We start from the raw sequence: 24,749 nt of genomic DNA, 5'->3' as shown, positions 1-24,749 counted from the left end.
CGGCAAGAATGCAAATGCGTGTAACAGGAACAAAACTTCATCCTGAGCGAGAGTCGGAACGATTAAGAGACAATACCCTCAAAGACCACAGGGTTGTACCGGCTTCGCTGGCACACGCGGGTTTCAGCGCAATACTCGGGACAACGTGGCGGACAGGATCCATAAATCGAGGCCAAGGCCGCGCCTGCGTTGGTAAATGAGGTCGATGCGCGCCTTTCGCGGGACGCAGGCGCGCGAATAGACGGCGTCGGTTTCTGCAGCGCTTGCAGTAGGGCGCAGCAGTTTTTCCTCATGCGCGTGATAGACCAGGGATGCCAGGCCGGTGATGCCTGGGCGCGATTTCAGCACCTGGGCGTAGAGATCGGGGAATTTGGCGACATATTGACGCAGCGGCGGGCGCGGGCCGATAAGGCTGATATCCCCGCGCAGAACATTCCAGAGCTGTGGCAGCTCGTCCAGACGGGTCCGCCGCAGGCCGGCACCAAAGCGGGTCAGCCGCGCCGCCTTGTCCCCCCCCGATACGCCGCTATCGGCATTCACGTGGGTCATCGTGCGAAACTTGATCAACCCGAATGCCACCTCCGGTGTTTTCATGCGCTCGGACACGAAGAAGACCGGCCGGCCGTCACGCACAAGAATCAGCGCGGCCAGCAGCAATAGAAGAGGCCAAAGCAGCAGCAGCAACGCGCCCGATGTGACCAGATCGAAAAGGCGTTTGGAGAGGGGCATCTAACCGTAGGCCCGCCATTCGGAAATCAAGCGGGCGGCCGATCCGGCATCCGAAGGCACCGCGACAAGGCCCGCCAGCCGGGTGCAGTCCAGCACGATGCGCTGCGGCGTATAACCAGCGGCGGGCATCGCGGTCCAACGCAGCCCTGCCGCCTCTGCCAGCGTATCCATATGGATCGGCTCGGGCGCCGCCACGTTCAGTACGAAGGGAAGGCGACCGGGGTAAGTCGACAGCTGGCTGAGTGTGCTGGCAAGGCTGGCCGGGCCCATATAGGACCGCTGCGGACCATGCCCGTTGTCAAAGCAGTCGATAGCCAAACGGCCCATAGCAGACCCCGAATGAGCGCCAAGCGGTAGCGCATCCGCCCCGACCACATTGCCGATACGCAGACAGCACACCTCGAGCCCTGCCGCGCGATACTCCGCAGCGACATCTTCCATCATCAGCTTGTAGGCCCCGTAGAAGCTGTTCGGGTGGCACGGATGATCTTCACGCATCGGTGTGCCCTGCCCCACACCGTAGACCGCAGAGGACGAGGCCAGCAGGACGCGCGGAATACCACAATCATGAGCAGCGCGAAGGTAGGCGCCGGCGATCGAGACATTCACCTCCAGCGCGTCGCCAGTGATTGGCGTTCTGCCCGCCAGGACTGTCATGCAGGATGGGGTGCCGTGTTTGCACATCCAGGCACGCAAGGGGCCAAAGCCATCTGAGAGATTCCAGATCAAATCCCCGTCCCGCATCGCGGAATCTGCTGTCTTGTATTGTGCCGAAACAGCGCATCCGCGCGTTTCGTTTGCGCGGAGCGCCTTGAGGACCATGCGCCCGACCCGTCCGGAGGCGCCGATCAGAAGCGTCCGATTGCCCATTGCAGTACCCGTGTCTCCCAAAAGATTGCGGCCACGCGTGAGACTCCGTCATTGGGGCGCCCGCCAAACAATTGGCAGCGACAAGTTGAATCAATGAACAGCAGGTTCGGAATTAAGCCCGCATTCAAGAAACACCAATACGGGCAGCGCTGTCATGGCTCCACGTTAAGCCTCGAAAAGCTAATCAAACGCTAAGTTTTTCTAAAAACTGACAGCCGTCACACTCGACAGCCACCTCGGCCAAGGGTCAAAGCCAAGGGTTCTCGATAGGGGCAAATATTCGAATCGCTCTTTTATCGCAGCGACTGAACGGTCACATATCCGTTGAGCGGGCTGATCCACTGGCGCGACTGCACAATGCGTCCGTCCGGTGTCACCTGATAGCTGTTCTGGAAAGTCGCCCCGTCCGACACGCAGGATTCCAGCATTCCAACCGTCCCGGCAGGTAGGCCCGCGGCACTGGAGGCGGACGAGTTGCCCTGCTTGATCTGGCACCAGACCGAGAGGGGCCGCGTCTGGTTTTCGCCGTCAAGATAACGGTTCACGCGGGGCGCCGCGCCTTCGGTGCGCGTGCGTATCAGGCGATAGACTTGTTCTACATCCGCCGACATCAAATCATAACCAAGCCCACGCGTTGCCGTCAGCATCCCATGCTTCAGGGTCAGGCTGCGCCGGTCCGCGCTGCCGAAGGTGACGTAGTCGCCGTTCCGCTCGATCTCTTGCAAGGCCGTCAGAACGTCCCGGTTCGGGATGGCCAGCACAACCACCTGCCCGTCGGTATTCGTCAGGGCCGCCGCAGCCTGCCGCGCGACGGCATTCGCATCGGGTGTATCGGCCGTGCCACTGCCCGTTATCGCCGACACGATGTTCTGCACGATCGACACTGCGGTCACATCGCGCCCCGGCGCGTTACCGCAGCCAGACAGCCCAAATCCGAAAGCCAGCAGAAGCGCAATGCGCGTAAGTCGGATCATCTCCAGAATTTCCCCCAGCTCTTGGCCATTTCCGTCGCATGCGTGTCCTTGACCCGATCATAAAGTCGGCCATCCACCTCAAGCCGCGCACCGCCATCACGGGACAGCGATTTCAGCACAGTCCGCGATTTCTGGAGCGTCGGCGTGCCGATTCCCCAAGATAGCGGGATATCGATGCGGATACCCTTGTCGAACGAGCCTTCGCCGAAGGTGTCGGAAGACACATCCGTTTTGGTGGCATAGGCGCCGATGCTCCAGCCATTGGCGAAGACGCGATCAACCGATAGTGTGGCGCCAAAATCGCCTGCCAAATACTGACCCACGTCCAGCTGCGTGTGAAAGCCGTATCCCACATCGTAATATGCGGAAACGTGGCCATTCCATTCGGGAATAGTGCCATTCGGCGTGGATCGACTGCGCAGCCCGAATTGCTGATCATAATCACGCGGCTGGACGTAATTGATCTCGGCGCCCAAGGCGACGCGGCTGTCCTGCGGCTTCCAGAGGATCTCGCCCGAGAGGCCCGCGTACATCCGTTCAAGGTAACCTGCTGAGACGCGGCTGTAAAAATTGCGCCCCGGACGCCCGTATTTCGAGACCGTCAGATAATCTATCGTCGGCTCATCAGTCCGATTGTAAAGCGCCACATTCGACCGCACGCGCGGCAGGCCGGATGCCCCGGGCAAGGACACGTCGTCGAGGTTTCCGATCACCTTTTGCGATACTGCACCCGACACAACCCAGCCGGGCGCGAAATGATAATTTGCCTGCGCCTTGATCCCGGCGTTGTAACGCACGGGGTTTTCCGGATCGAATACCGAAAACCGCAGATATGGCCCGATGCCATACTCAAACCGGGGATAGGCATCAGGCATCAAGGAAGGCTGCGGCGCCTCGACGGGGTCCGTGATGCGGGCGACCTCCAGAATTTCGGCGGCAGGCGCATTTTCAAGCCGCTCTAAATCGCTGCGGCTCAGCCTCGTGGTGCTTGTGGGAATGCCATCGACCACCTGAGTTATGGTGAAAACCTCGACCGAAGCCGGCAAGCTGCGGGTCATGGCGCGCGCGGTGCGGCCGACTGCCTGCGCGCGCACGTCATACCGCGTGTTGCGGATTTGAATATGTGCCTCGCGGGCCTCCAGCGACAGTGCATGCGTCTTGATCCCCTCGCGATCCAGAAGCTGCGTCAAGGTCGCCTTGGCGCTCGTCTTGCGCGACTCATCCGAAGTCCATCCAAGGTCTGACGCGCTGCCGGCAGCGCGCGGCGATACCGGCAACGGCGCACTTTCGGCTCCGCCGATGACCGCGGGCTCCTTGGCATTGATCGACAGCGTGAAACTCGCGCCGATCTCGTCGCCGTGAAGCGCATAAGCATTGAACGCAAGTGCCTCACTGACCCGATAGCTGACGCCGAAGTTCCATGGCGTCCGGCGGGTGAGAGCGTTACTGCTGACTTCGCGGTCATAGGCATCCGAAGAGTACTCGGCGCTGAAGGTCAGCCGTTCTGTTGCCTTCCAGGACACACCGGCAAACGCACCGACATCACCACGAAACCACCGGTCATAAGTAGGAATGCCGCCTTTGCCGAGCGTTTCATTCGGCCGTGTTCCGGTACTGCCAAAGCTGGCATAGCTTCCCAAACGCCCCCAGCCCAAGCCGCCCGAAAACCGCAACTTGTCATCCAGCACAGATTTCGTCGCGACAATGTATTCGCCACTATAGATCCCCGTTCCGATGAAATCGCGCAATCCGATGCTGACGGCCGGACGATAACGCGTCTCATTGAACAGCCGATACTTGATGTCGAAACTGCGATCATAGAGCGTGTCAAACGCCGGACGGCCCGGAATCGGAACCAATCCACCGATCGCGGAATAGCGGAAACTGGCGCTGAGTTTGGGCAGCACCTGGAACGTCAGCGTCGTACGCGTCGAAAGGTTGGATCCCATCCCATAGGCCGATACGGTCGTCGACAATTGACCGTCCGGCGCCATCTCGGAGGTGGGCATGTCAATCAGGCTGCCGGGCGTGCCATACATATTTGTCTGTTCGGTCGTCAGGGGATCCGCGCTCGCCGTAAAGGGTGCGCAGCCTAGCAATGCAGCAGCCGCAGCCATCTTGGCCGATGTCTTGCATTTAGCGGTCATTGGTCGCCCGTCCCTAGCCTTGGTTCTCCGTCCTTGCGGATAGCATAGCTCATTGCCGCACAGAACCCTTGATGTCCAATTGTGAGGGAAGTGGTGCATTCGCTGCACCCCCCGGAATCTTGCAACGACACCCTTCCCCTGGCTGGCGGCGCCAGTCCGATCCGGGCCGGATATTGGCGGCGCCGACCGGGGTCAAAAAGGCGAATGCGCCCACAGATCATCTTGCCGCCGACTATCGTTGCACAAGTCGGCCATGGCACTTAAGGACACGATGCACGGCTACGGAACCAAGAAGGCTGCACTCGCAATGACCGATCATCCCACCCCTCCAAAACGACATCGCGTGTTCATCACTGGCACGGCGGGCTTCATTGGCTTCCATCTTGCCAAACTGCTGTTGGCGGAGGGCCATGTGGTGTGCGGTTTGGATGCCATGACCGACTATTACGATGTGACGCTCAAGCAGCGCCGTCATCAGATGCTCCTTCAGAACCCGAATTTCGAAGCACACGAAGCACGTCTCGAGGATGCGGATGCCGTCATGCGGCTGATTACGGCTTTCCAGCCGACGGCCATCGTGCACCTGGCCGCCCAGGCGGGTGTGCGCTATAGCCTCGAGAACCCCCGCGCCTATCTGGAGAGCAACCTGATAGGTACCTTCAACGTGATGGAGGCGGCGCGGACTCTGGGGGTCGGACACCTCTTGATGGCTTCGACCAGTTCGGTCTACGGCGCGAATACCGAAATGCCGTTTGACGAGCAGCAGAAGGTCGACACTCCGCTGACCTTCTATGCCGCCACGAAAAAGGCGAATGAGTCGATGTCGCATTCCTACGCGCATCTCTGGGATCTACCGACGACGATGTTCCGCTTTTTCACGGTCTATGGGCCGTGGGGCCGGCCTGACATGGCGCTGTTCAAGTTCACCAAAGGCATTATCGAAGGCACGCCGATCGACATTTACAATCATGGCGACATGTATCGGGACTTTACCTATGTCGAGGATCTCGTGCGCGGCATCCGCCTGCTGATCGACACCCCCCCGCAGCGGCCCGATACGCCGGAGGATGTCCCCGAAGGCGACAGCCTCAGCCCGGTCGCGCCGTGGCGCGTGGTGAATATCGGCAACTCCGACAAGGTGCGGCTGATGGATTTCGTCGAGGCGATCGAGGATGAGCTGGGCAAGCCCGCAATCCGCAACTTCATGGGCATGCAGACCGGCGACGTCCCCGCGACCTGGGCAAATGCAGATCTGCTGAAATCGCTGACAGGCTATCGCCCGCAAACCAATGTCCGCGACGGCGTCAAGGCCTTCGTGGCCTGGTACAAAGACTATTACAACATCTGACCCGAGGTTCTGCATCATGTTGACCCCTGACACCGCAAAAATCGCCGTGATCGGCCTCGGCTATGTCGGACTTCCCCTTGCGGTGGAGTTCGGGCGCAAGATCGAAACCGTCGGCTTTGACATCAATGCCGCTCGCATCGCGGAGCTGGAAGATCACCGCGACCGCACGCTCGAGACGACAGCCGACGAGCTGAAGGCGGCAACGCATCTGAGCTTTGCCAGCGACATCGAGGCACTGCGCGGGTGCAACACCTACATCGTGACGGTTCCGACGCCGATCGATGCGCATAAGCGCCCCGATCTGACCCCGCTGCGCCGCGCCTCGGAAACCGTGGGGCGGGTCCTGCGCAAGGGGGATGTCGTCATCTACGAAAGCACCGTCTACCCCGGCGCGACCGAGGAAGATTGCGTTCCCATTCTCGAAGACATCTCGGGCCTGAAGTTCAACGTCGATTTCTTTGCCGGCTACTCGCCCGAGCGGATCAATCCCGGCGACAAGGAGCACCGGCTGCCCAGCATCTGCAAGGTCACGTCCGGCTCTACCCCCGAGGTGGCGCAGTTCGTCGATGCGCTCTACCGCAGCATCATTACGGCGGGCACCCATCTGGCCCCGTCCATCCGCGTTGCCGAGGCGGCCAAGGTGATTGAGAACACGCAGCGCGACGTCAATATCGCGCTGGTGAACGAGCTGGCCCTGATCTTTGACCGGATGGGAATCAATACGCTGGATGTGCTGGAGGCTGCGGGGACCAAATGGAACTTCCTGCCGTTCCGTCCCGGCCTGGTCGGCGGGCACTGCATCGGCGTGGATCCCTACTACCTTACGCACAAGGCGCAGGAGATCGGGTATCACCCCGAGGTCGTGCTGGCTGGCCGGCGGATCAATGACGGCATGGGCGCTTACTTCGCGGGCAAGCTGGTGCGCGAGATGATCGCCAAGGACGTCAAGGTGCGCGGCGCGCGGGTCCTGGTGATGGGCCTGACCTTCAAGGAAAACTGCCCGGACCTGCGCAATACCCGCGTGGTCGATATCATCGCCGAACTGGAAGGCTACGGGATCAAGGTCGACGTGCATGACCCGTGGGTCGATCGGGACGAGGCGATGGCGGAATACGGCCTGAACATGGTAGACACCCCCGAGAAGGCCGCCTACGACGCGCTCATGCTCGCCGTGGCGCATGACGTTTTCCGCGAGATGGGAGCCACGGCCTTGCACGAATTCTGCCACGCAGAGGATGCGCCGGTGGTGGATATCAAGGGGGTTCTGGCAAGCCGGTCCTAGGTTTGGCTGCTTTAAAGCGAGACACTATGTCAATTTTTGCCCTAGGGCTTTTTATAGTTGCACTTGCGGCGCTTTTTTTAGGACGCTTCAATACGATTTATGGGGCGATCTTTTCTGTATCTACTTACCACCATTCACTTATTCTCGTGCCGTTTTTATCAGAGGCATCCAATTACTCCGATTGGGTGAAATTTTCAAACCCAGAGATATCTTTTGCTTTAATTATTGTTTTGCTCGGCCTAACTCTTTCGGCAGTCGCGTTGCAGCTTTACACAAAAAAAGACATTGTGCGCTTACCAGCAGCGGCGACCAATACCAATTCCATACCGTTGAAAGCGTTCAGTACCTGCGCATTGGTTATAGTTATTTTGGCGTTCATTACGGCAGGAGGAACCCTCCAGTTAAGCAAAAGAGACCTAATAGATAGTGGCGCTTCGACAATATTTCTTTTGCAGTATCCCTTCATAATTATATTCTTGGCATCCGTGGTTGCCCGCGATAGAGCCGCTCTGATAATATCTTTTGCCGCACTATTTGGCCTCTCAATTCTGGTTGTCAGCAGAGCTGTGATCGTGCTTCCTGTGGTAAGCGCTTTTTTCTATCTCGTTTACTCACGCAACCTGCTCTCTCTCCTTACTCCACGAAGAGCGGCAATAATCGTACTTGCTGTGTTTTTTGCAATCTACGGTAAGTACTTAGCTATAGGCATTCGTCTCGGTGATTTTAATGCCCTTTCGTTGGCTCTACGCTCGACCAATCCTGCAAGTTTAATGGAAGGTCTCGAAGGATACGCCATATCAAGCTATATCGCTGAAATCATTAACCTGAAAAAACCATACGATTGGATTGATAGTATGGATGCACTTTTTCAGTTCCTCGTGATACCTGACCTGTTTGGTGCAGACGCCTCCAGCTTCACCACCTATCTTGCAGAAAACTACAGGCCAGACGCAGACTACGGGCTTGCCTATACTTACTTTGGTGAAGGCTATGCAGTCGGCGGGCAGTGGGGCGTTTTCTTGTGGACAATAATTCTTATAGCAATGCTGATTGCCACGCATCAAGTTCTGTCAAAATCGAGAAACTTATGGTTTTTGGCCTGGGCATGCTTTGCAATGAGCGTATTGTGCTTCTATTTTCCACGAAATTCGCTTGAAGTGAATCTTACAATGCTGCGCCTGTCTGGTCTATCAGCATTGATTTTAGCTGTGAGCGCATGGACGGCTAAGAGAGTTATCGCCGACTCAAATAAAAGAGTTAATGTACCTGAAATTGACCTAAAATAAATTCCATTTTGCCTTTATCTTGCAAAACCCGAGAGCCTAGATTGAAACCGGGCCAGCTCCCCAAGATCGGATCGAAGCAATGATCATTCTGTCGAGCGCGTGTGATTTTTGATCAAGCGCTTTCGTTCCTCTGCACGAATATCCTGGTTCAGCGTCAAAGCTTCAGATAGCTTCTTTACTCTGTAATCGGATGTTTTGCCAACAACTCTTGCTGGATTTCCGGCAATAATTGAACCCTCTGGATAGTCACCTTTAACAACTGCAGCGGCACCTACTATAGAGTTTTTACCAATTTTCGTATTCGGCAAAAGCACGGCATTCACCCCAACAAAACAATTGTTACCAACTGAAATGCGTCCGAAAACGCCGTGCTTTCGATAGCTTTCTGACAGCTTCACTCCGTCAAGGCCACAAGCAACAGCCCAAGCACCGTCATGACAGATGAAGCTAACGTCATTCGTAATCAGGCAATCCTCGCCGATCTCAATCAAGTAGGGTTCACTACCGAACCTTTGCGTTCCAACAAATTTGGTGCCGCGCCCAACACTCATTCCGGAAGAAATAGCACTTTTAATGAGCGCTTTTCGCTCGAAATACCGCATCGCCCTGACCAAGACAGAAATAATATTATAAAATACTTTCATATCAGGTGCTCCTTTAGGTAGGACCTCTTCACGAATATATACTGGGCCAAAACTTGCAAAACTGCCGATAGTGAAAAGGAAACGATAATGCCTGTTAACCCAACGCCAATACCGAATAAGATTGCTGTGGAGCAATAGACCAATGACTTTCCGGCAAGAAACAACAGCATTATCTTATCCTGCCCACGCATATTCAGCAGTATCCCCGCCGGACCCAAGGCGATCTGCACCAGAATGGCACCTATGATGACGCGCAGCTCGGTGCCGTAGGCGCCGTAGCCCTCTCCGTACAGCAGGTTAAGGAACTCGGACGGTACCGCAAGGGTCAGCGCCGCGTAAGGCACCGCAAGCAGCGCGCAAGCGATGCGGGCGCGTGTGTAAAGCCTGTAAAGAGCGGCCTTGTCCGCCGCGGCAAACTTGGGTGCCATGTAGAAGTCGATCGTCAGGATCAGAAACTGCAACGGCGCGAGCGCACGGAACAGGGCGTTCAGCACCGCCGTCGCCTCGGGGTCCAGCAACCATTCCGCGATCAGCACGCCGCCCCATAAGGACGCATAGGACAGCACCGCCACAGCCCAAAGGTGCCGCCCTTCCAGCATCAGCTTCAGATCGGGCGCGGGCCATGCAATGCTCTTCAGATGGCGCGCGCCGGCATGCAGAAAGCCAAGGATCATGCCCGTCCAGCATGCCACCGAGAATGCAAGCCACGCCTCCATCGCATCCGCAGGCCGAGCGATCAGGACCAGCGCAACGCCGATCAGGGACAGCACCCCGACCTCCCAAAATCCGCCCCAGCCGGGATGCCCCTTGGCTTTGACATAGGCGGATACCGGCCCCATTACGGCCACCGGCAGAAAATTGACCCAGACCCAGGCCATGGGCGTGTCAAAACTGCCCCCCAAAGCCACCGCGCCGATCCACCCGGCGGCGACAACCGCGCAAACGACGGTCAAATTGGACAGCGCGCGCCCGAATATGGCATCCGCACCGGCCGTGTCGCCACTCAGGCGCGCAACGCTGCGCAAAATGATGAGAGGACTGCCGAACTGCAGCGCGATGGCCATGCCCATCAATGTGATGAACGCGCCGAAAAACGCGCCGGCCTCCGCCAAGGACAACTGGCGTGAGAGAGTGACGCTTATGGCAATGACACCCGACGCAGACAGGAACCGGCCCAAAAAAGCACGGCCAAGAGGGAGAAATTTCTTCATTTACCTCTCAACCTTCCGGTTCATCTACGGTAGGGGCTGGGTGCCGCATATGTTTGTGCGTGAATCAGAAAAAGCCACGTCTTCCAAAGGTTGCACCGCCCCATGAAACCAGCCGTATTGCACATCATTACAGGATTGGAAACAGGCGGCGCCGAGCGGTCGTTATACAACCTCATCGACGGGCCGAATGGTCAGCGATTCACTCATTCCGTCATCTCGCTCACTGGCATCGGCACGTTCGGGCCGAGGCTGCGCAAACTTGGCGTGGGCGTTACGGCGCTGGATATCAAGCACAAGCCTTGGACAGTGATGGCTCTGCCAAAGCTTGTGCGCAAAGCGAAGCCGGATATCGTCCAAGGATGGATGTATCACGGGAACCTTGCCGCCGCTCTGGCAAGCCCGAAATCCAGCGCTTTGGTATGGAATATCCGCACAAGTATGGATGACGTCGCCGGCCACAAACCCGGCACCCGCTGGACCATACGCGCAAATGCCCGTCTGTCCGGCCGGCCCGATCGCGTCCTTTTCAATGCCGAGGTCGCGCGGCAGCAGCATGTTGCCGCCGGCTTCACCGCAGAAAACACCCAAGTCATTCCGAACGGGTTCGACACGACAAAATTTTGTCCGGATCCTGACCTACGCGCGTCCGTTCGGGCCAGTTTGGGCATTCCCGAAAGCGCAGTGGTCATCGGCCAGTTAGGCCGCTTTCACCCAGTCAAGGACCACGCGAATTTCTTCGAAGCCGCCCTGCCGCTGCTCGAGGGCCGACCTGACGTGCACCTCGTTCTTGCTGGCCGAGAGGTGAGCTACGACACGCCATTCTTCACGAACGCGATACCCTCGGGCCTGAGGCAAAGGGTTCATCTGCTCGGCGATCGCAGCGACGCGCCGGCCGTGCTCAACGCCATGGATGTCTTCGTGCAATCGTCCAAGGCCGAAGGCTTTCCCAACGGGCTGGGCGAAGCGATGTCGACGGGTCTCGCTTGCGTGGCGACCGATGTCGGCGATAGTGCACGTGTTCTTGGCGACACCGGCGCCACTGTGCCTCCCGGCGACAGCGCGACATTGAACAGGCAGATCGAAGCGTTCGTCGACAATCCTGCCTTGCGCCGCGATCAAGGTGTTCAGGCACGGGCGCGTATCACGTCGACATACCCCCTGGACAGCACGTCCAAGGCTTATACGACGCTCTACGAGTCGCTTCTTTCATCCAGCTGACATCTGCGAAGGTTAATTTCATGTGTGGACTGATAGGGTATTGGGCCCCAAATCGCGAGCTGTCAGACCGGCTCATCGATCATATGGCGGAACAGATCATTCATCGTGGTCCCGACAGCGCCGGCAGCTGGCATGACCGCGCCGCAGGGCTGGCACTGGGCCATCGTCGCCTCGCGATTGTGGATTTGTCGGACTCGGGTCACCAGCCGATGGTTTCGGCCTCAGGGCGCTACGTGCTCAGTTACAACGGCGAGATCTACAACTTCCAGGACATCCGCGCCGAATTGGACGCGGCGGGCAAAGCTCCGGCCTGGAGCGGCCACTCTGACACGGAGGTCTTGCTGGCAGCCGTGGATGCATGGGGCCTTGATGCGTCGCTTGCACGTCTCGACGGCATGTTTGCATTCGCACTGTGGGACACAACCGACCAGAGCCTGGTCTTGGCCCGTGACCGTCTAGGCGAGAAGCCGCTCTACTACGGAAGGTCGGGTGACGCGCTGATCTTCGGATCGGAACTTGGCGCCTTCAAACCGTTTCCGGGATACGCGCCCCAGATCGACCGCGATGCGTTGGCGCTGTATCTGCGGCACAACTATATACCCGCACCTTACAGCATCTATACCGGAATACACAAACTCGAGCCGGGCCATTACATCAAGATGACCGCGCCCGATCAGGTGGACAACGCCACTATATGCTACTGGAACATCGTCGAGACAGCGCGTGCCTCTGCACCATTGACCAATAGCGCTGCCGAACTCGAAGACCGCTTGGACGATCTTTTGAATCGGTCGATCAAGCGCAGGATGATCGCGGATGTGCCATTGGGTGCCTTCCTGTCGGGCGGGTACGATTCCACGTTGACGACGGCGGTGATGCAATCCCAGTCGGCGCGCCCTATCAAGACATTCACGATCGGTTTTTCCGACGAGGGCTACAACGAGGCGCATCACGCCAAGGCCGTTGCCGACCATCTTGGAACCGAGCATACCGAACTTTATGTCTCGCCCAAGGCGGCCCAGGATGTCATTCCGAAACTGCCTGATATCTGGAGCGAGCCGTTTTCCGACAGCTCGCAGATACCCACGTTTCTCGTCAGCCAACTCGCCCGGACGGAAGTCACGGTCAGCCTGTCCGGAGATGGCGGAGATGAGCTGTTCCAAGGCTATGGTCGCTACGAATTTGCGGCGCGGCAGTGGAAGAGGCTCTCTTCTGTGCCCAGCATGGTTCGCAAAGGGGCCGCTGCGGGGATTTTGGCAACCCCGGAAGGGCTCATGCACAAAGCCGAATCCATGCTGCCCCGCCGCCTACGCAACCGGCATCTGGCCGACCGGCTTCCCAAGCTGGCGCAGATCATGGCATGCCCGTCCGCCATGTCGTTTTACAAGAGCCTTGTGTCACATCAGATCGATCCGACCAGCCTGGTTTTGGGCAGTCAGGGCGAGCCAAGGACAGCTTTCGCAGATGCGGACCGGCTCGCTCAGGAATTTGGGTTTGCCGGTGCGATGGGTCTGATCGATACGGTGACCTATCTGCCAGGCGACATTCTGACCAAGGTGGACCGGGCCAGCATGGCCGTCAGCCTCGAAAGCCGGATCCCGCTTCTTGACCACCGCCTGGTGGAGTTCGCGATGCGCGTGCCCCAAGAGTTCAAACACCGGGACGGTCAGGCGAAGTGGCTGCTCCGCCAAGTGCTTTATCGGTATGTTCCGCGCGCGCTCATGGACCGCCCGAAGATGGGGTTTGGCGTGCCCATCGAGCACTGGCTGAGAGGGCCGCTGCGCGAATGGGCCGAAGCCCTTTTGTCCGAGCGGCGTCTGCGCGAAGAAGGTTATTTCGATCCGGCGCCCATTCGAAAAATGTGGACCGAACATGTATCCGGCGCACGGCGCTGGCACGCGCAGCTCTGGGATATTCTGATGTTTCAGGCATGGCTTGAACGGCATCACCCGGAACTGGCGCGCCCCTCGACCGCCGAGGCCGACTGATATGGCAGACAAAACACCTGAAGCCGTCTTCATCGTCGCCGGTCATGCCAGCTCATTGGTCAATTTCCGGCTGCCCCTCCTGCGCAAGTTTCAGTCACTTGGCTACGAGGTTCACGCGTGCGCTCCGGGCCTGACATCGGATCGGCAAACCGCCGAAACACTCAAGGGTCATGGAATACAGCTGCATGATGTGGCGTTCGAGCGGACGGGCCTGAATCCTCTGAGTGACTTGCATGCGCTCTGGCAGTTGCGACGCACGATGCGCGCCCAGAATGCGCAGATCTTTCTCGGCTACACTGCCAAGCCTGTGATCTGGGGCACACTGGCCGCAGCAGCCGCGCGGGTGCCGAAGCGCGTCGCGCTGATTACCGGATTGGGCTATGCATTCACCGGTCAGGCCACGGGCAAGCGGCGGGTGCTGCAAGGTATCCTGCGACGGCTCTACAAACTGGCGCTCGGGCGCGCGAGCCATGTGTTTTTTCAGAATCCCGATGATGCCGCAGAGTTTCGCACGCTCGGCCTGATCGCCCCCGAGGCAAGCACCTCTGTGGTCAACGGCTCTGGCGTCGATCTGGCGCATTTCACGCCAGCGCCCCTGCCGACCACTCCTGGCATCACCAAATTCTTGCTGATCGCCCGGATGCTTGGGGATAAGGGTATTCGGGAATTTGCAGAGGCTGCCGGCCGGATCAGGCAAGATCACCCCAACGCGGAGTTTCATCTTGTCGGCGGAACAGACTCGAACCCCAATGCCATCCCCCGCCCGGCGCTGAAGGCATGGGAGCAAGAGTTCGGTATCGTGTGGCACGGCGCGCAGGGGGATGTGCGCAGCTTTCTGGCCGACTGCCATGTCTATGTCTTGCCCAGCTACCGGGAAGGCACGCCCCGCTCAGTACTCGAGGCGATGGCGACTGGCCGCGCGATTGTCACAACTGATGCCCCGGGCTGCCGCGAGACGGTTACCCAAGGCGCAAACGGCTTTCTAGTTCCGCCGCAAGATGCAGACGCGCTGGAGGCCGCGCTACGCCGTTTCCTTAAGACGCCCGATCTGATAGCGAGCATGGGACAGAAAAGCCTGGAGATGGCGCGCGAAAAATATGATGTGCAGCGCGTCAATGAGCAAATGTTCAAGGATATTGGATTGCCGGCATGAAACGCTTGTTTGACATTCTGGGCGCCAGCCTCGGCCTGCTGCTCCTGTCGCCCTTGATGCTGCTGCTGTGGTGGAAGATCAGCCGCGACATGGGCAAGCCGGTTCTGTTTCGCCAGACCCGCCCCGGCAAGGATGGAAAGCCTTTTCAGATGATCAAGTTCCGTTCGATGAAGGACGCAGTCGGACCCGATGGCGCTCCGCTGCCCGATTCCGAGCGTCTGACGCCGCTGGGCCGCAAGCTGCGTGCGTCTTCGGCAGACGAGCTGCCCGAACTTTGGAACGTATTGAAGGGCGATATGAGCCTTGTAGGTCCCCGGCCTCTGCTGATGGAGTATTTGCCGCTCTACAGCGCTTGGCAGGCGCGGCGCCACGAAGTGCGCCCCGGTGTCACTGGCTGGGCGCAGGTCAACGGGCGCAACGCACTGTCGTGGGACGAGAAGTTCGCGCTGGACATCTGGTATGTCGAAAATCGCACGCTGTGGCTGGACCTGCGCATAATTTGGATGACCGTCAAAAAGGTTCTCAAGCGCGATGGCATTTCTGCGGCGGGCGAGGCGACGATGCCGCGGTTCAAAGGCTCGGAAAACCAATGAAATCCTTGCGTATCATCGGCGCTGGCGGCCATGGCAAGGTTGTCGCTGATACGGCGATGGCCTGCGGCTATGGCGACATCGCTTTTCTCGATGACGCCTTCCCGGAGAAGCAGGCGATCGGCGCCTGGCCTATTCTGGGCAAACTGGGCATGGGGGGCGATGTTCCGCTGTTCTGCGGTATCGGCACCAATTCAGTGCGGGCAAAGCTGTTCGACACATACTCGCTGGGTAGCGCTTGTGTTCTGGTACATCCTTCGTCACTTATCTCTTCGTCTGCCACGATTGGCGCCGGAACCCTTGTCGTCGCAGGATGCATCGTGAATGCGGATGCCTATATCGGCAAGGGCGTAATTCTGAACACCGCATGCAGCGTCGATCACGATTGCCGAATTGGGGACTTTGTCCACATCTCACCCGGGGCGCGCCTCGCCGGGAACGTCACCGTCGCTGATGGAAGCTGGATCGGCATCGGGGCCGTGGTCCGCGAGGGAGTGACCATCGGCAAGAATGCGATTGTCGGAGCCGGTGCCGCTGTAATCGAAGATGTTGCGGAAGGCGGTCGCGTTGGCGGCGTCCCCGCACGAGAATTAAGCAAGAAAGCCTGACATGCTGAACGGACCCTTCCCCCCTTGGCCCTCCTTCACACAGCAAGAGGCAGACGCCGTGTCGCGCGTCCTGTTGTCAAACAAGGTGAACTACTGGACAGGTCAGGAAGGCCGTCGGTTCGAAGCCGAATTCGCAGAATTTTCAGGTACCCGGCACGCTATTGCCTTGGCCAACGGCACACTTGCGCTGGATCTGGCGCTGCACGGTCTGGGTATCGGGTCCGCCAATGGCGGCTCCGCAACGGACGAGGTAATCGTCACGCCGCGTAGTTTCATCGCCTCGGTTTCTTCCGTCGTGAATGCAGGTGCGCGGGCGATCTTTGCCGATGTCGACGAGCATAGCGGAAACCTCTCACCCGATACCGTCGCGCCCGTGCTGGGCGCGCGCACCAAAGCAGTCGTCGCCGTTCATCTGGCCGGGTGGCCGTGCGATATGGACGGTCTGCGGGCCCTTGTCGGCCCCGAGGTTGCCCTGATCGAGGATTGCGCGCAGGCGCATGGCGCCCTCTACAAGGGGCGCCCGGTTGGCGGCCTCGGCGATGTCGCCGCTTGGTCGTTTTGCCAGGACAAGATCATGACGACGGGCGGTGAGGGCGGAATTGTGACCTGCAATGACGACGCGCTCTGGCGCCGCATGTGGGCCTTCAAGGATCACGGCAAAAGCTACGAGGCCGTCTATGAGCGGGACCATGCACCGGGCTTTCGCTGGCTGCACGAAAGCTTTGGCACGAATTGGCGGATCACCGAGATGCAATCCGCCATCGGCCGCATACAACTGGAGCAAATGCCGGCTTGGCAGTCCGCCCGTGAGGCGAATGCCAGCGCGCTGATCCGCGCCCTGACGCCCTTTGCCGGCGACGACGACCCGGTGCGTCTGCCTTTGCCGGACACGTCAGACGGCACGCGGCACGCATGGTACAAATTCTATACCTATGTGCGCCCCGAAAACCTGCGCAGTGATTGGAGCCGCGACCGCATTGCCACTGAAATCACCGCCGCAGGAGTACCTTGCATGCAGGGCTCCTGCTCCGAGATTTATCGTGAGAAAGCGTTTGATGACAGCGGCCTGCGCCCCGACCAATCCTTGCCCGTCGCCAAACGGTTGGGCGAGACAAGTCTGATGTTTCTCGTGCATCCCACGCTCGAGCCCGAGCATTTGACCCGTGCGGCAGAGGCGATCAAGGACGTGATGAGCCGCGCATGGGCGCACAGCGATATCTAAAGGAAATGGCGGCACCCCGAAGGTGCCGCCAACCCGCCACAGGACCGTGGCCTACAACTCCACGAGGGATCGAACCGGCGGTTGAAGTGAAATCGCCCCGGTCGCGAAATCCGCCATCGGCACCTTGATCGCCATGCTACCGGATGCGCTACCGGTCGCGACTGCAGACAGCCGCGCCAATGGCTCGGGCGTTACCGAGGTTCCTGCAAACCAGACGCGGTGATCCGCACCGGTGTCCGGACTCCCTCCGCTTCCCCCGGGCCTGTTGGAGTGATTGGGGATCCAGAAGGGCCGGACATAGGCTGTGCCGGGGGGGAAATTGAACTCGGCGTTTGACCCCGAAAGATCGATCCCGCCGATATATCCGGTCGCGCGATACCACTGTCCCGCCTTGGGCATCCGCGTCCCATGCAAACAGACGTACTTGAAATTGCCGCCGCTGTCGCTGTTCGCGATACGCGTGCCTGCAGGCCAGATACCGTCAGGATCATCCGGATTGCCCATGCTGGCCGGAAACGGAGATGACAGGGTCACGGTATGAGCTGCGCCGTCTATCGCACCCGCGCCAAACATGTCGAACTGTATATGGCGGCTGTAATGCGTATAGAGGCCGCCAGCGTCGTTTCTGTATCCCAGAATGATCAGACCGCGTTGATAAAACGGGGCCGCCGAAGAATTCCAACCGCTGCTATCGACGAGACGCAGGATGGTGTCACCCGGGGCCAGCGGTGCCGCCAAAGTCGTCAGGCTGTCGATCCCGTTTTTGCGATAGCGCATATGATGAAACGCATTTATGGGCTGTCGATCCAGATCATAGCAGAGCAAGCCCATGTACTGTGTGTGGCGTTCCCTTGATCCATAAGCCGACCAGTCGCCCGACAGCTTTTCCTGCATGAGATAGCAGCCAAGCCGCCACACCTGGTTCGGGTCCACGGCAAGATACTCGGACGTTGCCACCTCGCTGCTGTAATAGCCCGCATAGCTGAAACTCGCGGGCAGGTTCGGCGTGGTGAGGGGGTCGTGCATGAAAGCCGAGGGAAAGTTGTAGCCGTTGCCGAGGATCCCCGTTCCGTTCGTCACCAGATCCAGACCACGGGAAGTGACGTAATCGACAGTCAGCAGGGGGCCTGTCCCAAACGCGCTTGGTGCGATACCATCCACACCGGCCGGAAATTCAACCCGTCCGGTTGCGGCATCGGCCCTCAGAGCGGTGTTGAACGTGGCACCATCGGCGCTGACCTTGATCTCAAAATCATCGCTGCCGGCTGTTCCCATCTCGGCCCGGGCCTGCCAATCGGTCTGAAAGAGCAGGCTGGCCGTGTCGCCGGTGGCGGCCTTGTTGACTTTGACTTGGTGTCCGCCGCCCTCGTGGGTCAGCAACGTGGCGTCACTCGCGACGGCCAACCGATTTGTGTCATCCGCGCTCGTTCGAATCCCAACGCGCTGCAGATTTTGATGATCGTTCGCCTCCTGCACAGCGCGCCATACGGCCCCGTCGAAAACAACATGCTTGCCCTGATCCACAACCCAGGCCGTCCATCCCGACTTAGGGTTCAGATAGGTCCAGCCGCCACCCTGAAATACTGCCAGCATGGCGTCCTGCCCCGACCAGACACCGCTGGCGCCTGCGGGCACGATATGGCGCGCTCCCTCGGCAGGGGTGCTCGGCGGTGCAGCGATGTCGGCCGACACCACAGACAACTGCACAATGGCATCAAGCCGCAGCATACCCTCGTTGTGGGTAACATGCTTTTGCGCCTGATTGGGTTGGATATACGGGAGCTGCAGGTGCGTTGAGGAATTCGGGAAGTCGGCGATATCAGGCATGAAGGCGATCCACTCGGGCTAGGTATGACAGACCGCCGGATCATTCGCCGAAATATTGAGAAATTCCTAACCACACCGCACGATGCCCGTCCGGTGTGTTGTCACTCCTGCTCGCAGCGACGGGTTCAATTATCGTAATAGGATGCGTAGCTGCCGTAGCTATCCCCGTACCCGTAGCGCTTCATGCCTTGCCCGCTGATCTGGCCCAGAACCAGGCCAGCCGGCCGCAGGTTTACGCTTTCGAAGGATTTAAGGCCTTCGCGCACCATGCGGTGCGTGGTCGAATCCCATTTGACGGTATAGAGGATCGCATCGACCGACTGACCGATCACGCGCGCATCCGGAACGGCAAGCACCGGCGGTGTGTCGATGATGATATAGTCGTATTGCTTTCTAAGCTCATTCAGAAAGCCCCGGAAACGCTCGGACGAAAACACGTCAGCTGCATTGACCGACGACTTCTCGCCAATCAGAAGATCTGCTTGCAGCGTAGGCTCGTGGACAACGACATCTTCCAGCCTTTCGGCACCCGACAGCACGGCCAGCAAGCCCTTCTTGCCCTTGATGTCGAAATACTCGGTAAAGACGCGCCGCCGGATGTCGCCTTCGATCAGCAGCACCTTGTTGCCCATGCTCGCCAGATTTTGCGACAGGGCGATGGATTGCGTTGTCTTGCCCTCACCCGGTATCGATGACGTGGACATGATGATCTGCGGCGGATTGTCCATGTCCGACAGCAGGATCGACGTGCGAAGGTTTCGTATGGCTTCGGCAGCGGCAGAGTTCGGCTTCTCCGTCAGGTACTTCAACACGTTGCTACGCTGACGCGCCGGAATTGACGGAATCTGACCCAGAATCGCCAAACCGGTCCGGGCCTCCAACTCCTCAGGCGTGCGGAATGTGGTTTGCGTCAGCTCGCGGCCCAAGACGATGCCGACACCCGCCATTGTTCCCAGCACCAATGACAAGGCGAGGATCATGCTCTTGCGCGGCGCCGAAGGTTTCTGGGGCACAACCGCACGCGACAGAATGCGACTATCCGCCTGCTGAATTCCCTGCTGGACGCTGGTTTCCTTGAGACGGCTCAGGAAATACTCATAGATCAGGCGGCTCGCCTCAGCCTCGCGCTGCAACTGTTGCAGGCGCACCAGTTCAGACGACTGCGAGTCGATCTGGCGCTCGATCCGTGCGATCGATTCGCGCAAGGCGTCGGCTTGGCTTTCGGCGCGGGCGCGCTCTTGCACGACCTGCGACAGGGCGCGGTCGAAAGCGATCTCCAATGCTTCGCGATCCACATCCTGCGCCGGCTGAGACGATCCCAAACGATCAAGGTTGGGGTCGCTCATCAGTCCCGTCATGGTATCCAGATCGCCCGCCTCCTGTGCGGCACGCATGCTTGCGATACGCTCTTCGCGCGCGGCAACGCGGTTCTGCGCCTCGGTGAAGCGGTCGCGTAGATCCTTAAGTTGGCGATTAAGCGCAATCAGCGTCTCAGGGCTTACCAGATCGGTGTTCGAGCTATATTCCTTCAGCTCGGCCTCGGCGTTCTCCAGCTCCACCTGCAAGTCGGTCACGCGCTCGGTCAGCCATTCGGTAGCTTGCTCGTTTTTCTCGAACTTCACCTCCAGCTGCTCGGAAATGTAGAGCTCGGCCAGCGTGTTGGCGAGCAAGGCCGATTTCTCGGGGCTCTCTGTGACCGCCGTTATCCGAAAGACATAGCTGTCGCGCACGTTCGATACTTGGATGGACGAAAGGACCGCATCGATGGTCCCATCCTTGATGGTCTGGTCCGATGGCGGCGTTTTGTCCCCGATGCCCAGCAACCGCAGGATGGCGCCCAGAGAAATGAAGGATTTTTCCTGCAGCCTTGAATTGAATTCCGGATCGTTCACCAGATCCAGTTCGTCGACGACCTTGCCGATCAAACCACGCGAGCGGATCACCTCGACTTCGGTATTGATGCTGGGCTGATCTCCCGACAGCCCTGTCATGACGCTTTGCAGATCCACGACCTGCTCCTGACGGCTTTCCAATGCGACGATTGCGCTGGATGTATAGACCGGCGTCGCAACGATGAAAGCGTACCAAACGCCGATGACGAGAGCGATCAGCGCCGCGAGCCCCACCCAAAGCTTGCCGCGCCAAATTGTTCGCAGCAGCTCAAACAGGTCGATCTCATCGGACTCACCCATGGACTTCGACGCGATCGCTTGTTCTTTTTTCATAAGGAGAGTCTCGTACTGTCAGCTCAGGCATGGCGGTTGTCCCATTTCCCACACCAACGTCGGATTGGCAATGTCCTAGGGCAATTGCTGGTCTGAGCCTGAGATGCGCCAATAGTGAGCGAGGTATCGGCCGCAATCCGGCCACTCTCACCGCTCTCTGGCACGTGGTATCACCGGGCCGCGCTTCGTGCGCCTGCCTCGGCCTCAGCCTTGGCGTGGCGCAAAAGGCCCTGACCGCCATGTTCGATGTCGTGGCAAATGGCCCGCTGTGTGACATCGGGGTCGCGCGCGCGCAGCCCTTCGATCACCGTGACATGCGGATGCACATCGCGAAACGGATTGCCCCCGTCATAAAGGTGGGACAGGAGAGGCCCGCAGCGCACCCAGAGGTTCTCCACGATCTCCAGCAGGATCGGCATGCCACCCGCACGGCACAAATGCAGGTGAAACTGCGTATTGAGGTCGATGGCCTGCGCATGATCTCCTGCTTCGAAAGCGCGAGAAAGCTGTGCGTGCATCGCCTCCAGTGCGTCGATCTGAGCCTCGGGCGCGTTTACAGCGGCGGCGGCGGCGGCGCGGCCCTCCAGATCCAGGCGAATATTGCGGATTTCGATCAACTCGGCTCGGGTGAGTTCCGGAACCATCGCTGTGCCGCGCGCGTCCAGCGCCAGCGCGTCCAGTGACACCAACCGCAAGAACGCCTCGCGCATCGGTGTCGCGCTGATGCCGAATCGCTTGGACATCGGGCGAAGGCGCAGCTTCTCGCCCGGTTTCAGCTGCCCGCCCATCAGGGCCTCACGCAGCGCCAGATAGGCCCTATCCCCCAGATTTTCCTTGGTAATCGGGTTGGCCCATGCGTGGGCATCTCCATCAGATCCGGCGTTTTTCAAACTCCGCGTTGACAAGTGCGCATCTCCCCTGCTTATCTTTGTTATAACAAATAACGCATTTGCGCGCATTGCCAGACTTTATGCATAGACACTCCATTAAAGCGAGGTCGAAGCACAACAAAGGCAAGGGCTGGCGGGCCGTTTGTTGTTTCGCGAAGGAAGCAGCAGACACGCAGGTCCGGCGCGCGCGACATGGGAGGAGACCAAGATGACCGACACAATGCGTGCTGTTACAGCCGATGGTGCGGGCGGCCCTGACGTTCTGAACGTGGTGGATGTGCCGCGCCCCGTGCCCGGCCCCGGCCAGGTTCTGGTCCGGGTGCATGCTGCCGGCATCAATCGCCCCGACGTGATGCAGCGCGAGGGCAACTATCCGCCGCCGCCCGGCGCGTCGGACATTCTGGGCCTCGAGATGGCAGGCACCGTCGAAGAGCTTGGCGAGGGCGCCAGCCGCTTTGCCAAGGGCGACCGGGTGATGGCTCTCGTACCCAGCGGTGGTTACGCAGAATGGTGCGCAGTCCACGAAACCAACGCGCTCCCCGTGCCGGACAGCCTTTCCATGATCGAGGCGGGCGGCATCCCCGAGACCTACTTCACCGTCTGGTCCAACGTCTTTCAGCGCGCCGGCCTGACCAAGGGCGAAACGATCCTGATCCATGGCGGCACGTCCGGCATCGGCACCACGACAATCCTTCTCGCCAAGGCGCTGGGGTGCCGGGTGCTGGTCACTTGCGGCAGTGACGAGAAATGCGAGGCCGCCAAGGGCAACGGCGCCGACGTGGCGATCAACTACAAGACATCGGACTTTGTTGAGGAGGCCAAAAAGGCAACCGATGGCAATGGCCCGCATGTCATCCTCGACATGGTCGGCGGCGACTACATGCAGCGCAATATCGAGGCTGTGGCCATCGACGGGCGCATCGCGCAGATCGCGTTTCAAAAACCGCCCAAGGCGGAGTTGAACATGCTGCAACTCTTGACCAAGCGGCTGACCTGGACCGGCTCAACCCTGCGTGCGCGGCCCGTCGAGATGAAGGCGGAGCTTGCCCGCGCCCTCGAAGAGCATGTTCTGCCGTTGCTGGCGCAGGGCATCGCCAAACCCGCCATCGATAGCACCTATCCGCTGGCTGATGTGCGCAGCGCCCATGCCCGCATGAATAGCGGAGCGCATGTGGGCAAAATCGTGCTGACCATGACCGATTGACCAAACGTCCCTTCGGCGGCGAGGAGCGCGTCAAAGGGCCAAACGCAAACCACCAATGGGGAGGAGAACCCAATGAAACTGAGCAATATTCTGAAAACAACCGTCGCCGCGGGTGCCATCATGGGCGCGCAGGCTGCCTATGCCGAGGTCACCTTTGGCGCGCTTTACCCGTTCAGCGGCCAGCTGGCCCTTCTGGGCGAGGAATCCGCACGAGGGCTTGAGTTGGCCGTGGACGAGATCAACGCCAATGGCGGTCTGCAGGGCGAGCAGATCGTGCTGGAGCGCGGCGATGCGGTGGACAACAACCAGGCCATCGGCGAAGCCCGCCGCCTGATTTCGCGCGAGAACGTCAAGGCGATCTTCGGCACCTATTCCTCCAGCCGCTCCATCGCCGCCAGCCAGGTGGCCGAGCTGTCGGGCATCCCCTATTTCGAACTGGGCGCCGTCGCCGATGAGGTCACGGGCCGCGGTCTTGAATACCTCTTCCGCGTCAATCCGACCGCCGAGGACATGGCCGACACGATCATCAACATGATCGTCGACAAGGTCGCGCCCATGAACGGCGTCGAGCCGGGTGATCTGAAAATCGGGATCATCCACGAGGACAGCAGCTATGGCACATCTGTCTCCGGCCACGAAGAGCGTTTCGCCGAAGAAGCCGGCCTGAACGTGGTGGCCAAGCTGGCTTACCCGGCCTCGACGGTCGACATGTCCTCGATCGTGCTGGATCTGAAACAGCGCGACGTCGATGTGGTCCTGCAGACGTCCTACCAGAACGACTCGGTTCTCTTCCTGCAGCAGTCGAATGAGGCGGGCTACGCGCCTCTGGCCGTGATCGGTGGCGGCGGTGGCTACTCCACTCAGGCAACAGCAGATGCAGTTGGCCATGACATCATTGACGGTGTTCTGAACACTGACTTCACGCAGTATATCGTGAACAAGGAGTTCACACCCGGCATCGACGACTTCCTCGCCGCCTACGAGGCGAAATACGGCGGCGAGCCGCTCTCGGGCCACTCGCTGACCAACTATGTCGGCGCAATGGCGATCCTGACCGCGCTGAACGAAGCCTCGGATTTCGAGCCGGCGACGATCATCGAGACGGTCAAGGCCGTCGACATCCCCGAGGGCACCACTGCGGCAGGTTACGGCGTCAAGTTTGGCGAGAATAACCAGAACGAGCGCGCCCGCATGATGGGTCTGCAATGGCAGGACGGCAAGCTGGTGACAGTCTATCCCGACGATGCCGCCGCGGCCGAGATGCGCACCAAGAACTGATCTTGGCACCCTGATCCCAAGGCGGGTCAACACGGGCGGGCCGCATCATGGCCCG

20 protein-coding genes are annotated in these 24,749 nt (G+C 59.5%); 11 read left to right on the top strand and 9 right to left on the bottom strand.

Going from position 1 to position 24,749, the window contains the following annotated elements:
- Nucleotides 1-123 precede the first annotated feature (123 nt).
- The 4 genes from BW975_RS02060 to BW975_RS02045 all read right to left on the bottom strand — a co-directional run bounded on the left by BW975_RS02060 (nucleotide 124) and on the right by BW975_RS02045 (nucleotide 4,720).
- Entirely contained in the window at nucleotides 124-729 is a 606-nt protein-coding gene (locus BW975_RS02060) for a sugar transferase (RefSeq protein ID WP_076530558.1), read from the bottom strand.
- Nucleotides 730-1,599: an NAD-dependent epimerase/dehydratase family protein gene (locus BW975_RS02055; protein ID WP_076530556.1), complete on the bottom strand. Its 870-nt coding sequence runs from the start codon at nucleotides 1,597-1,599 to the stop codon at nucleotides 730-732.
- Nucleotides 1,600-1,892: 293 nt separating this feature from the next.
- The gene (locus BW975_RS02050; protein ID WP_076530554.1) at nucleotides 1,893-2,573 is read right to left on the bottom strand and encodes a YjbF family lipoprotein; all 681 of its coding nucleotides are present in this window, start codon (nucleotides 2,571-2,573) and stop codon (nucleotides 1,893-1,895) included.
- Complete coding sequence (locus tag BW975_RS02045) at nucleotides 2,570-4,720, bottom strand: YjbH domain-containing protein (RefSeq protein WP_076530552.1); 2,151 nt, start codon at nucleotides 4,718-4,720, stop codon at nucleotides 2,570-2,572. The genes BW975_RS02050 and BW975_RS02045 overlap by 4 nt, the downstream gene beginning before the upstream one ends.
- A 307-nt stretch (nucleotides 4,721-5,027) precedes the next feature.
- Here BW975_RS02045 and BW975_RS02040 point away from each other — a divergent pair, with 307 nt between their 5' ends.
- From BW975_RS02040 to BW975_RS02030, 3 genes are read left to right on the top strand one after another with little or no spacing between them, the layout of a single operon-like run.
- On the top strand, nucleotides 5,028-6,068 hold the full coding sequence (locus BW975_RS02040; RefSeq protein ID WP_076533291.1) for an NAD-dependent epimerase/dehydratase family protein: 1,041 nt from the start codon (nucleotides 5,028-5,030) through the stop codon (nucleotides 6,066-6,068).
- Nucleotides 6,069-6,084: 16 nt separating this feature from the next.
- On the top strand, nucleotides 6,085-7,350 hold the full coding sequence (tviB, locus tag BW975_RS02035) for a Vi polysaccharide biosynthesis UDP-N-acetylglucosamine C-6 dehydrogenase TviB (protein WP_076530550.1): 1,266 nt from the start codon (nucleotides 6,085-6,087) through the stop codon (nucleotides 7,348-7,350).
- 26 nt (nucleotides 7,351-7,376) lie between these two features.
- Complete coding sequence (locus BW975_RS02030; protein ID WP_076530548.1) at nucleotides 7,377-8,636, top strand: hypothetical protein; 1,260 nt, start codon at nucleotides 7,377-7,379, stop codon at nucleotides 8,634-8,636.
- An 83-nt stretch (nucleotides 8,637-8,719) separates the two neighbouring features.
- Here BW975_RS02030 and BW975_RS02025 read toward each other — a convergent pair whose 3' ends face one another.
- Entirely contained in the window at nucleotides 8,720-9,280 is a 561-nt protein-coding gene (locus BW975_RS02025) for an acyltransferase (RefSeq protein ID WP_076530546.1), read from the bottom strand.
- Nucleotides 9,277-10,458, bottom strand: a complete 1,182-nt coding sequence (locus BW975_RS02020) for a lipopolysaccharide biosynthesis protein (RefSeq protein WP_139194234.1) — start codon at nucleotides 10,456-10,458, stop codon at nucleotides 9,277-9,279. Before BW975_RS02020 ends, BW975_RS02025 begins: the two co-directional genes overlap by 4 nt.
- A 135-nt stretch (nucleotides 10,459-10,593) precedes the next feature.
- Here BW975_RS02020 and BW975_RS02015 point away from each other — a divergent pair, with 135 nt between their 5' ends.
- From BW975_RS02015 to BW975_RS01990, 6 genes are read left to right on the top strand one after another with little or no spacing between them, the layout of a single operon-like run.
- A complete protein-coding gene (locus BW975_RS02015) occupies nucleotides 10,594-11,709 on the top strand; it encodes a glycosyltransferase family 4 protein (protein WP_076530542.1) in 1,116 nt (371 codons plus the stop codon).
- A 20-nt stretch (nucleotides 11,710-11,729) separates the two neighbouring features.
- The gene (gene asnB, locus BW975_RS02010; protein ID WP_076530541.1) at nucleotides 11,730-13,697 is read left to right on the top strand and encodes an asparagine synthase (glutamine-hydrolyzing); all 1,968 of its coding nucleotides are present in this window, start codon (nucleotides 11,730-11,732) and stop codon (nucleotides 13,695-13,697) included.
- Between the two features lies 1 nt (nucleotide 13,698).
- A complete protein-coding gene (locus BW975_RS02005) occupies nucleotides 13,699-14,850 on the top strand; it encodes a glycosyltransferase family 4 protein (protein ID WP_076530538.1) in 1,152 nt (383 codons plus the stop codon).
- Nucleotides 14,847-15,443, top strand: a complete 597-nt coding sequence (locus tag BW975_RS02000; protein WP_076530536.1) for a sugar transferase — start codon at nucleotides 14,847-14,849, stop codon at nucleotides 15,441-15,443. Before BW975_RS02005 ends, BW975_RS02000 begins: the two co-directional genes overlap by 4 nt.
- Nucleotides 15,440-16,048, top strand: a complete 609-nt coding sequence (locus BW975_RS01995; RefSeq protein ID WP_076530534.1) for an acetyltransferase — start codon at nucleotides 15,440-15,442, stop codon at nucleotides 16,046-16,048. The genes BW975_RS02000 and BW975_RS01995 overlap by 4 nt, the downstream gene beginning before the upstream one ends.
- Before the next feature lies 1 nt (nucleotide 16,049).
- Complete coding sequence (locus BW975_RS01990; RefSeq protein ID WP_076530532.1) at nucleotides 16,050-17,270, top strand: DegT/DnrJ/EryC1/StrS family aminotransferase; 1,221 nt, start codon at nucleotides 16,050-16,052, stop codon at nucleotides 17,268-17,270.
- Nucleotides 17,271-17,321: 51 nt separating this feature from the next.
- On the opposite strand, the gene BW975_RS01985 is transcribed toward BW975_RS01990, so the two are convergent.
- From BW975_RS01985 to BW975_RS01975, 3 genes are all read right to left on the bottom strand, one after another.
- Nucleotides 17,322-19,097: a DUF2793 domain-containing protein gene (locus tag BW975_RS01985; protein WP_076530530.1), complete on the bottom strand. Its 1,776-nt coding sequence runs from the start codon at nucleotides 19,095-19,097 to the stop codon at nucleotides 17,322-17,324.
- Between the two features lie 125 nt (nucleotides 19,098-19,222).
- Complete coding sequence (locus tag BW975_RS01980; RefSeq protein WP_076530527.1) at nucleotides 19,223-21,322, bottom strand: GumC family protein; 2,100 nt, start codon at nucleotides 21,320-21,322, stop codon at nucleotides 19,223-19,225.
- A gap of 170 nt (nucleotides 21,323-21,492) precedes the next feature.
- Entirely contained in the window at nucleotides 21,493-22,227 is a 735-nt protein-coding gene (locus tag BW975_RS01975; RefSeq protein WP_244512542.1) for a GntR family transcriptional regulator, read from the bottom strand.
- A 193-nt stretch (nucleotides 22,228-22,420) separates the two neighbouring features.
- Here BW975_RS01975 and BW975_RS01970 point away from each other — a divergent pair, with 193 nt between their 5' ends.
- Both BW975_RS01970 and BW975_RS01965 read left to right on the top strand, forming a co-directional pair.
- Nucleotides 22,421-23,416: an NAD(P)H-quinone oxidoreductase gene (locus BW975_RS01970; protein WP_076530523.1), complete on the top strand. Its 996-nt coding sequence runs from the start codon at nucleotides 22,421-22,423 to the stop codon at nucleotides 23,414-23,416.
- 72 nt (nucleotides 23,417-23,488) lie between these two features.
- A complete protein-coding gene (locus tag BW975_RS01965) occupies nucleotides 23,489-24,694 on the top strand; it encodes an ABC transporter substrate-binding protein (RefSeq protein ID WP_076530521.1) in 1,206 nt (401 codons plus the stop codon).
- Nucleotides 24,695-24,749 lie beyond the last annotated feature (55 nt).

Origin of the sequence: Roseovarius nanhaiticus (genome assembly GCF_900156535.1) — a bacterium.
Classification (GTDB): Bacteria; Pseudomonadota; Alphaproteobacteria; order Rhodobacterales; family Rhodobacteraceae; genus Roseovarius; species Roseovarius nanhaiticus.
The sequence above is the reverse complement of the archived record's forward strand: the minus strand, read 5'-3'. Positions and strand labels throughout refer to the sequence as shown.